This is a genomic window from Blautia acetica (assembly GCF_038739805.1).
Classification (GTDB): Bacteria; Bacillota; Clostridia; order Lachnospirales; family Lachnospiraceae; genus Blautia.
Genome location: NZ_JBBEWO010000022.1, coordinates 48,513 through 57,954, shown reverse-complemented (window position 1 = coordinate 57,954; position 9,442 = coordinate 48,513). Strand labels below are relative to the sequence as shown.

Here is a 9,442-nt window from a genome sequence, read left to right as displayed (position 1 = left end):
CAAGATAACTACTTGGCTATCTATCCCTTTTACTGTTTTGGTTCGTTGAACCTAAGAATAAAATGTAAAAGAATTTTCGATTCATGTGTTCTACTGTTCAGTTATCAAGGTTCCTGTCGTTTTGACAGCTTTGATATTCTATCATATCTCTTTCAGCTTGTCAAGAACTTTTTCAAAAAGTTTTTTCAGCCATTTGGCTGAGCTGTTCTTTTTTCGACAGCCATACCAGATTATCACATCTGTATCGCTTTGTCAAGAACTTTTTTAAACTTTTCATCGACCGAAGTCGCCTTTCAAAGTTTCTCTGTCGCTCACAGCAACTTTTATAGATTATCATATCTTCAGTCGCTTGTCAACAATTTTTTTAAACTTTTTTTGTGACAGCAGAGCTGTCAGCGGAGAAAGAGGGATTTGAACCCTCGCGCCGCTATTAACGACCTACTCCCTTTCCAGGGGAGCCCCTTCAGCCTCTTGGGTATTTCTCCATAGCCTGTTTAGAATTTATATTCTCTTTTTTTCGGAAGTAACTCCCGAGCGGAGAGAGTGGGATTCGAACCCACGCGCCCTTGCGGACAAACGGTTTTCAAGACCGCCTCGTTATGACCACTTCGATATCTCTCCGTACCCTCGCTTTGTCAGCGACAGGTAGTATATTACCATGTATTGACAGGATATGTCAAGACTTTTCAAGAATTTTTTTCAAGAATTTTTTCAGCCACCAGAATATCCTCCGGTGTGGTGATTTTCAGGTTTTCATAAGCCCCTTCTACAAGACAAACCGGAACCTTTCCATACCGCTCTACCAGCATGGAATCATCTGTAATTTCTTTCATATCATACTGTCTCGCTTTTTCATGTGCTTCCCGAATAAGGGAATAAGAAAAAACCTGAGGAGTCTGGATTGTCCATACCTGACTTCTCTTCGGAGTATTGGCCACCATTCCGTTTTCATCTGCCAGCTTCACCGTGTCTTTGGAAGGCATACCCGCAATACAGGCACCGTATTTTTCCACGGCCTCTTTGGTCCTCTTTATCATTGCTTCTGTAACAAAGGGTCTGGCCCCATCGTGAATAAATACATAATCACAGTCTTCACAGGCGCAAAGTCCCGCATATACGGAATCATACCTTTCCCGTCCTCCCGCAGCAATCTTTTTCACCTTTTGAAACCCGTATAAGTCTATGATTTCCTTTTTACAGTATTCTATACAATCCTTTCCCGTAACAAGGACAATTTCTTCTATTTCCGGACTCTGCTCAAAAACCGCAAGGCTGTAGTAAAGTACAGGTTTCCCTTTTATCATCAAAAACTGCTTCTGTATGTTGCTGTTCATGCGCTTCCCCTGGCCGGCTGCCAGAACAATGGCTGTACACTTCATCTGCTCTCCCGCCTTTCTCTACCGTTCTCCCAGTTTCAGGTTCGGCACAGCATTCAAATCCCAGCCGTGTCTTGTCCCCTTCTGGTATTCATAATAAGCCGCCACTCCTATCATGGCCGCATTATCCGTGCAGAAAATAGGGGAGGGATGATAAAACTGAATATGGTTCTTCTCACAGGCCTGCTGCATAGCCGTCCGCAGAGTCTGATTGGAGGCAACCCCTCCCGCAATAGCCAGCTTATCAATGTGATAGTCTTTTGCTGCCGCAATGGCATGCTCTACCAATACTTCGACTACGCAGCGCTGGAAAGACGCGGCAACGTCAGCCTCTACCACAGGGATTCCCTGCATTTTGCATTTATTAATATGGTTCAAAACTGCAGATTTCACTCCGCTAAAGCTGAAATCATAGGGTGCGTCCTCTACTTTTGCCTTTGGAAAATTCATGGCATAGGGGTTTCCCTCTTTGGATAAGCGGTCGATTTTCGGTCCTCCCGGATATCCAAGACCAATGGCGCGGGCCACTTTATCAAAAGCTTCTCCCGCTGCATCATCTCTGGTGCGTCCCAGGATTTCAAATTTTCCATAATCTTTTACAATGACTAGATGCGTATGTCCTCCGGATACTACCAGACATAAAAACGGTGGCTCCAAATCCGGATTTTCGATATAATTGGCAGAAATATGTCCCTCTATATGATGCACTCCTACCAAAGGAAGGTCTTTTGCAAAGCTGATAGCTTTGGCTTCTGCTACTCCTACTAAAAGGGCGCCTACAAGCCCAGGCCCGTAAGTCACGCCAATGGCATCTAAATCATCCAGGGTAACGCCTGCCTCTTTCAAAGCTTCTTCAATAACCTGGTTAATCTTTTCGATATGTTTTCTGGAGGCAATTTCCGGTACAACGCCTCCATATAATTTATGCAAATCAATCTGAGAAGAAATAATATTTGATAACACCGTGCGTCCGTTCTTGATAACAGAGGCTGCGGTTTCATCACAGGAACTTTCGATTGCCAGAATCAGTACGTCTTCCTTTTTCATTGCTTTTTATCTCCTTCACCGTCTTCAAACTGTAATTCCACAGACTGTCTGTCCCTTGCCGCAATGGTGTTTGGAAATACCTTTGCCGCTTCCTCCAGAGCCTCCTCCGGCCGCACCAGAGAGGGACTGTAATGGGTCAGCCACATCTGCTTTACCCGGGCTTCTTTTGCCAGACCTGCTGCCTCCTGGAAGGTCATATGTTTATAAGCTTTTGCTTTCTGCTCCTTGTCCTGCTCTCCATACATACCTTCACAAATAAACAAATCTGAACCTGCTGCATGTTCTGCAATAGAAGGCACCGGACGGGTATCTGTAGTGTAAGTCAGCTTGATTCCCTTTCTCTCAGCTCCCAGAACCATATCCGGCGTATAAGTCACACCATCAAAGGTTACGGTTTCTCCTTTCTGCAGAGGATTCCAGCATTTTAAAGGAATGTTCTGCTCCTTTGCTCTGGCCGGGTCAAATTTACCGCTTCTTTTGATTTCCAGACTGTATCCGTAACAAGTGACATTGTGATTCACCCGAAATGCAGTAATGTGATAACCATTCAGCACAAAAGTTTCCTCCGGCTTTGTCAGCTCTATACACTGAATTTCAAAAGGAAGCTCCGGCGCAATGACACGCAGGGCAGACACTACCCGCACCAGCCCCTTAGGACCAATCAGGGTCAGCGGTTCCGTCCGTTCTGCATTTCCCATGGTCAGCAAAAGTCCCGGCAGTCCGCTGATGTGGTCCGCATGATAATGCGTAAAACAGATTACATCAATGGGCTTAAAACTCCAGCCTTTTTCCTTTACAGCCACCTGTGTTCCTTCTCCGCAGTCAATCATCAGATTGCTTCCGTTATATCTTGTCATCAAAGATGTTAATTTTCTTCTGGGCAGAGGCATCATACCGCCTGTACCCAGCAGGCATACATCCAACATTCTATCTTCCTCGTTTCTATCGGTTTCGTTTCTGTCTGTTTCTTATCATAGCACACATTTTTTTGTGCTACAACAACTCATTTTCCCTTTTCACTTCTACCGGAATCCGAAAAGAGCCAATCCATTTATCGTAACAGCTTTCACACAAATCAAAATCATGAACTTCTCCGTCTTTTTCTGAGAAATAGCCCCACTGTACATGACCGGGGAAAGCCCCTTCCAAAATCATGTCCTTCTGTGTCCGCAGCTGTCTTCCACAGCAGTTGCAGTAAACTTCCAGAAACTGTGCTTCCATCTGTTTTGTATATTTTTTCATTCTTGTCCTCCAAAGTGTGAAACGTTTTGAGGTTACAAAAAGAGTATAGCGAATCCGGCTGTAAAATCCCAGTGGGAAATAGCTGTAAACTTAGAAAAAGATAGCAGATTTGCTATCTTTTACACATCACCGCTGCGTTCTCCACGGGCGCTTCATAGAAATTTTTTCGTATACCCATTCTGGCAAATCCTGCCTTTTCGTACAATCCAATGGCTTTTTCGTTGCTCTCTCTCACTTCCAGAAAGAAAGAGGCAACCCCTCTCTCCTTTCCCCTCTGTTCCAGGGCAGCTAAAAGAGCCGTTCCGATTTTCCTTCCCCGGTATTCCTGCTTTACACATACATTGGTGATTTCGCCTTCGTCCAGAGCAATCCACATACCGGCATAGCCTGCTGGCTTCCCGTCCTCCCACGCAGTCAGATACAGGGCATGGGAATCTTTTACCGCATCCAGAAAGCTTTTTTCACTCCAGGGTTTGGAAAAATTCTCCGCCTCCATGGCAGCAATCTCCTGCACCTCTTTTTCTGTCATTTCCCGAATTTCAGGCATGTTCTTTTGCCAGGCGTTCCGCCCTTTCCCTTTCCGCCTGGGATACCCGCAGATAGTCCGGCTGATGTTCTGCCGCTGTTTCAGTCTTTCCCCGGGCAAAATACACAGCGCCAAGAGCAGCCACAGCCCCGGCTCTCTGGCGGTTTAAATGAGCAGGCGCAAAACTGTAAGAAACCTGACACTTTTCCTGAATCAATTCTTTAAAAACCGGTACGCCGTCTCCCAGAAAGATTACGTTTTTTCCCAATGCATTTACTTTTTCCAGAAGTTCGTCCATAGGAAGGGCGTCCTGGTCCTGTATGGTTTTCAGCTGATGGTCCTCAAAGGTATAAATCCCTGTATAAACCTGCTTTCTTCTGGCGTCCATCATAGGACAGATAACCGTATCCCGGTCTGTGCCGTAGAGATTATAAGCCAGCGCCTCCACTGTAGGCACACCGATTAAAGGTTTCTGCAAAGCCAGTCCCAGTCCTTTGGCCGTTGCAGAGCCAATGCGAAGTCCGGTAAAAGAACCCGGTCCTGCTGCCACGGCAATGGCATCGATACTCTCCAAATCCAGATTGACTGCCTTCTTAATTTCATCCAACATGGGCAATAACGTCTGGGAATGTGTTTTCTTGTAATTCATGGTATATTCCGCAACCAGTATGTCGTCCTCCACAAGGGCCACAGAGGCCACCAGCCCGGAACTGTCAAGCGCCAGTATTTTCATAATGTCTCCACTCCTTCTATGGTAATTTTCCGGTAGTCAAATCCCTTCTCCGGATTTTTTTCTATGGTAATGGAAATGATATTTTCCGGCAGAAGTTCTTCGATAAGCTCTGCCCATTCAATGAGACAGACGCCCTCTCCGAAGAAATAATCATCATAGCCGATTTCTTCCATCTCTTCAATATCTCCGATACGGTATACATCAAAGTGATAAAACGGCAGCCTTCCGCCCTCGTATTCCTGTATAATGGTAAAAGTAGGGCTGTTGACTGGTTCCGCAATGCCAAGCCCTGCTGCCACGCCCTGGGTGAACACCGTCTTTCCCACTCCCAGGTCTCCGTTTAATGTATAAATCTGTCCTGCCGCAGCCTGTCTGCCAAGCTTTTCTCCCAGCAGGAACGTTTCCTTTGCACTGTTTGTTTCTATTATCATGGATAATCCTCTTTTACTTCTTACTTGCTTTCTTTCTGGTTCCATTTGCCTGTTTCAGTATAGCATACAAAATTGTGGCTTGCACCTTTTATTTTTTCCGCTTATAATGTTGGACATAACAATATAGACAAAACAAAAGGAGATTTTACTATGGCAAATCCAGTTGTAACCATTACAATGGCAAACGGCGATGTAATGAAAGCAGAATTATATCCTGAAATCGCCCCAAATACAGTAAATAACTTTATCGGTCTGGTGAAAAGCGGATTCTATGACGGTCTGATTTTCCACAGAGTTATCCGCGGCTTTATGATTCAGGGCGGCTGCCCGGACGGCACAGGCATGGGCGGTCCCGGCTATTCCATCAAAGGAGAATTCGCACAGAACCACTTTGAAAACAATCTGGCACACACACCAGGCGTTCTGTCCATGGCAAGAGCCATGCACCCGGATTCCGCAGGCAGCCAGTTCTTCATTATGCACGAAACTTCTCCGCACCTGGACGGTGCTTACGCTGCATTCGGAAAAGTCATCGAAGGCATGGACGTAGTAAATAAAATTGCGGAAACACGCACAGACTACAGCGACCGTCCCCTGGAGAAGCAGGAAATCGCTTCCATGACTGTAGAAACCTTCGGTGCAGACTATCCGGAACCGGAGAAATGCTAATCATCAAACAGAAGATATTCTCCATCTGAAACAGCAAAATACAGTTCTTTTACTTCTGTGACAGAGGCCCGTGCACTGGTTGCTTCTGTCACAGCTTTTTTTACCCTCTCTGCCTCTGCTGCCGGGACAAGTACCTGCAGCCTCACATCTTCGGCATAAACAGAATCCATAATAGGAATGTCACTCTGTGCAAACAGATACTGCAGTTTTCCCACACCGTTATAATCCGTTCCCACCTCCGTAAGAATGCCGTGGCGCTTTGTAATCACCCGACTGGCTGCCAGTCCCTCCTGTACTGCCTTGGAATAAGCCCGCACCAGACCGCCTGTGCCAAGAAGCGTGCCGCCGAAATACCGGGTCACCACCACAGCGGTATTGTACAGTTCCTCTCCCAGAAGCACGTCCAACATAGGCTTTCCTGCAGTTCCCTGGGGTTCTCCGTCGTCACTGCAGCGCATAGACTCTCGGCGCTCTCCAATCACCCAGGCGGAACAGTTGTGTCTGGCATCCCAGTATTTCTTTTTCATTTCCTCTATAAACAGCATAGCTTCTTCTTCTGTTTTGACCGGACGCACGGTGGCAATAAACCGGGATTTCTTTTCCACGATTTCTCCTGTGCCTCCCTGATAAACGGTTTTATATTGTTCCAGCATAAATTTCCTCATTTCTGATTTCTCTATCTTTATTTCTTTGTATTTTAGCATACTTTCCGCCATACAGGGAACATTTATGAATAAAAAATGAAATTCCCCTGCACAAAGCCAAAGTTTCTTGAATTAGGTTCAGCCATTTGTTATAATGGACGGGAAAAGGAGGCAAACTACATGAATTTTGGAAAACGTGCCGTAAATAAGAAGCGAAATGATTTGTCCTCCCATTCTACCATGATGGGAAAAAAAGCAAACGTTTCTTTTCTGCGTGTCATTTTCATCTCTTTGATAGCCCTGCTGTTCATAGGCGGCAGTGTGGGCATCGGCGCATTGAAAGGACTCATAGACAATGCACCTGATATTTCAGAAGTCAACATTGTCCCTGTAGGCGAAGCTACCTTTGTCTACGACGCAAACGGAAACCAGCTTCAGAAACTCACCGCCCCCAACTCCAACCGAATGCCGGTCACTATTGACCAGATTCCACTGGATTTACAGCATGCGGTGGTGGCTATTGAAGACGAACGTTTCTATGAACACAATGGTATTGATATACGAGGCATTCTCCGCGCCGGGATTAAAGGTATTGCCAACGGCGGACACTTTACAGAAGGCGCCAGTACCATTACCCAGCAGCTTTTGAAAAACAATGTTTTCACAGGCTGGACCAACGAGTCCGTGATACAGCGCTTCAAGCGTAAATTCCAGGAACAGTATCTGGCCATTCAGCTGGAAAAACAGGTAAAAGACAAAAACGTTATTCTGGAAAATTATCTGAATACCATCAACCTCGGAAACGGAAACTACGGTGTACAGGCTGCCGCACAGGGTTATTTCGGCAAGAATGTCAGTGATTTGACACTTTCCGAATGTACGGTCATTGCCGGAATCAGTCAGAACCCCACCAAGTTCAATCCGGTAGTATATCCTGAGAAAAATGCTCAGAGAAGAAAAGATGTTCTGGACCACATGCTGGAGCAGGAATACATCACCAAAGCACAGTATGACGAATGTCTGGCCGACAACGTCTATGAGCGGATTCAGAATGTAGAACAGACACAGGAAGAAACAGATAAAACATACAGTTATTTCATTGATGAACTCACCGAACAGGTGGTACGGGATTTGCAGGAACAGCGGGGCTATACAGAAGCCCAGGCTTACACGGCCCTTTACAGCGGCGGCCTGCGTATCTATACCACACAGGACCCATCCATTCAGCAGATTTGTGATGAAGAATATGAAAATCCTGACAATTTCCCGGCAGGCAGCCAGGTAACTCTGGACTATGCCCTTACGGTGAAACACCCCAATGGGGAACAGGAAAATTACAGTAAAGAAATGCTGAAGGAATACTTCATCCAAAATGAAGATTCCAATTTCACGCTGCTTTTCGACAGCGCAGAAAGCGCACAGGCCCATGTGGATACCTATAAAGCATCCATTCTGGCAGACGGAAGCGAAGTAGTCAGTGAAACCATGCATCTGACGCCTCAGCCTCAGTCCTCTATTACCATTATTGACCAGCACACCGGTTATGTAAAGGCCATTGTAGGCGGGCGGGGAGAGAAATCCTCCAGCCTTACCTTAAACCGTGCCACCAACACACTGCGGCAGCCTGGTTCTACCTTTAAACCGCTGGCCGTTTATGCAGCAGCCTTAAACGAAGGCGGTATGACACTGGCAACAACTTTCGAGGACGAGCCTTATACCTATGCCAACGGACAGCCCCTTTACAACTATGACCACCAGTATCACGGAACTGTTTCTATGCGGACAGCCATCATGAAATCCTACAACATTCCCGCTGTACTGGCTATGGAAAAAATCACTCCAAAGGTCAGCGTGGAATATCTGAAAAAATTCGGTTTCACCAGCATCCTGGACGAGCCGAAAGAAATTCCGGAAGGCAGCGGAGACTATTATACCGACGAAAATCTGCCTACTGCCCTTGGTGGTATTACCCAGGGTGTCAGCAATCTGGAACTGACAGCAGCTTACGCAGCCATTGCAAACAACGGAACTTATATTAAACCTGTGTTTTATACCAAGATTCTGGATTCTGACGGAAACGTGGTCATTGACAATACACCGGAAAAAACTACGGTTATCAAGCCAAGCACCGCTTATCTGCTGACCAGCGCCCTGGAAGACGTTGTAAATCAAGGTACAGGTACCAGACTGCAGCTTAGCAACATGCCGGTAGCCGGAAAGACCGGTACCACAGATAACTACAAAAACCTGTGGTTCTCAGGATTTACTCCATACTACACTTGCTCTGTATGGGCCGGATATGATGACAATACCGTGCTTCCTCAGGGAACAGCCCGTACTTATCAGCAGACCCTGTGGAAGAAAATCATGCAGCGTATTCACGCGGATTTGCCGGAAACAGACTTCAAAATGCCCTCCACCGTGGAGAAGGCATCTATCTGTACCGAAACAGGACTGCTGGCAACCTCAAGCTGCAGCTCTGTGACAGAACTCTTTGACACAGAACAGCTTCCGAAAAAATACTGCTCCGGTCATTACCGCCGCAGCTACAGTTCCGAAAGCAGTTCGGAATCCGGATCCGAAGAAAATGATACAACCACGGAAACGCCAACACCGGACAATCCTGTAACCGAACCGGAACAGACACAGCCGGAAACTCCTCCGGCAGACAACCAGACGCCAACGGAAACGCCTCCGACAGACGGAGGTACAGATACACAGCAGCCGGAAACTCCACAGGAAACGCCTCCGGCTGAAACGCCAACAGAATAAAA

General features: G+C 46.4%; 10 protein-coding genes and 2 tRNA genes. 2 read left to right on the top strand and 10 right to left on the bottom strand.

All coding sequences use genetic code 11. From position 1 onward, the window contains the following. Positions 1 to 396 precede the first annotated feature (396 nt). The 9 genes from WBS51_RS13130 to tsaE form a co-directional block, all read right to left on the bottom strand. Positions 397 to 485 (bottom strand) — tRNA-Ser (locus WBS51_RS13130). Between the two features lie 50 nt (positions 486 to 535). Beyond that, positions 536 to 621 (bottom strand) — tRNA-Ser (locus WBS51_RS13125). A gap of 65 nt (positions 622 to 686) precedes the next feature. Then, positions 687 to 1,379, bottom strand: coding sequence for a 2-C-methyl-D-erythritol 4-phosphate cytidylyltransferase (ispD, locus tag WBS51_RS13120; RefSeq protein WP_291683523.1), 693 nt, complete (start codon positions 1,377 to 1,379; stop codon positions 687 to 689). A gap of 18 nt (positions 1,380 to 1,397) precedes the next feature. Further along, complete coding sequence (gene tsaD / locus WBS51_RS13115) at positions 1,398 to 2,423, bottom strand: tRNA (adenosine(37)-N6)-threonylcarbamoyltransferase complex transferase subunit TsaD (RefSeq protein WP_173748974.1); 1,026 nt, start codon at positions 2,421 to 2,423, stop codon at positions 1,398 to 1,400. Continuing rightward, on the bottom strand, positions 2,420 to 3,349 hold the full coding sequence (locus tag WBS51_RS13110) for a ribonuclease Z (protein WP_294461482.1): 930 nt from the start codon (positions 3,347 to 3,349) through the stop codon (positions 2,420 to 2,422). The genes tsaD and WBS51_RS13110 overlap by 4 nt, the downstream gene beginning before the upstream one ends. Before the next feature lie 67 nt (positions 3,350 to 3,416). Continuing rightward, the gene (locus tag WBS51_RS13105) at positions 3,417 to 3,665 is read right to left on the bottom strand and encodes a hypothetical protein (protein WP_173748972.1); all 249 of its coding nucleotides are present in this window, start codon (positions 3,663 to 3,665) and stop codon (positions 3,417 to 3,419) included. 112 nt (positions 3,666 to 3,777) lie between these two features. Next, positions 3,778 to 4,194 carry a ribosomal protein S18-alanine N-acetyltransferase gene (gene rimI, locus WBS51_RS13100; protein ID WP_264293465.1) on the bottom strand — a complete coding sequence of 139 codons (417 nt, stop codon included), beginning with the start codon at positions 4,192 to 4,194 and terminating at the stop codon, positions 3,778 to 3,780. 10 nt (positions 4,195 to 4,204) lie between these two features. Further along, complete coding sequence (tsaB, locus tag WBS51_RS13095) at positions 4,205 to 4,924, bottom strand: tRNA (adenosine(37)-N6)-threonylcarbamoyltransferase complex dimerization subunit type 1 TsaB (protein ID WP_291683522.1); 720 nt, start codon at positions 4,922 to 4,924, stop codon at positions 4,205 to 4,207. Further along, entirely contained in the window at positions 4,921 to 5,355 is a 435-nt protein-coding gene (gene tsaE, locus WBS51_RS13090) for a tRNA (adenosine(37)-N6)-threonylcarbamoyltransferase complex ATPase subunit type 1 TsaE (RefSeq protein ID WP_173748969.1), read from the bottom strand. Before tsaE ends, tsaB begins: the two co-directional genes overlap by 4 nt. A gap of 150 nt (positions 5,356 to 5,505) precedes the next feature. Here tsaE and WBS51_RS13085 point away from each other — a divergent pair, with 150 nt between their 5' ends. Next, the gene (locus WBS51_RS13085; RefSeq protein ID WP_173748968.1) at positions 5,506 to 6,024 is read left to right on the top strand and encodes a peptidylprolyl isomerase; all 519 of its coding nucleotides are present in this window, start codon (positions 5,506 to 5,508) and stop codon (positions 6,022 to 6,024) included. On the opposite strand, the gene WBS51_RS13080 is transcribed toward WBS51_RS13085, so the two are convergent. Then, positions 6,021 to 6,677 (bottom strand): YigZ family protein, encoded by a 657-nt coding sequence (locus WBS51_RS13080; protein WP_173748967.1) that lies wholly within the window; start codon positions 6,675 to 6,677, stop codon positions 6,021 to 6,023. The two genes, WBS51_RS13085 and WBS51_RS13080, sit on opposite strands and share 4 nt — an antisense overlap. Before the next feature lie 171 nt (positions 6,678 to 6,848). On the opposite strand from WBS51_RS13080, the gene WBS51_RS13075 reads away from it, so the two are divergent. Beyond that, complete coding sequence (locus WBS51_RS13075; RefSeq protein ID WP_294461471.1) at positions 6,849 to 9,440, top strand: transglycosylase domain-containing protein; 2,592 nt, start codon at positions 6,849 to 6,851, stop codon at positions 9,438 to 9,440. Positions 9,441 to 9,442: the final 2 nt, after the last annotated feature.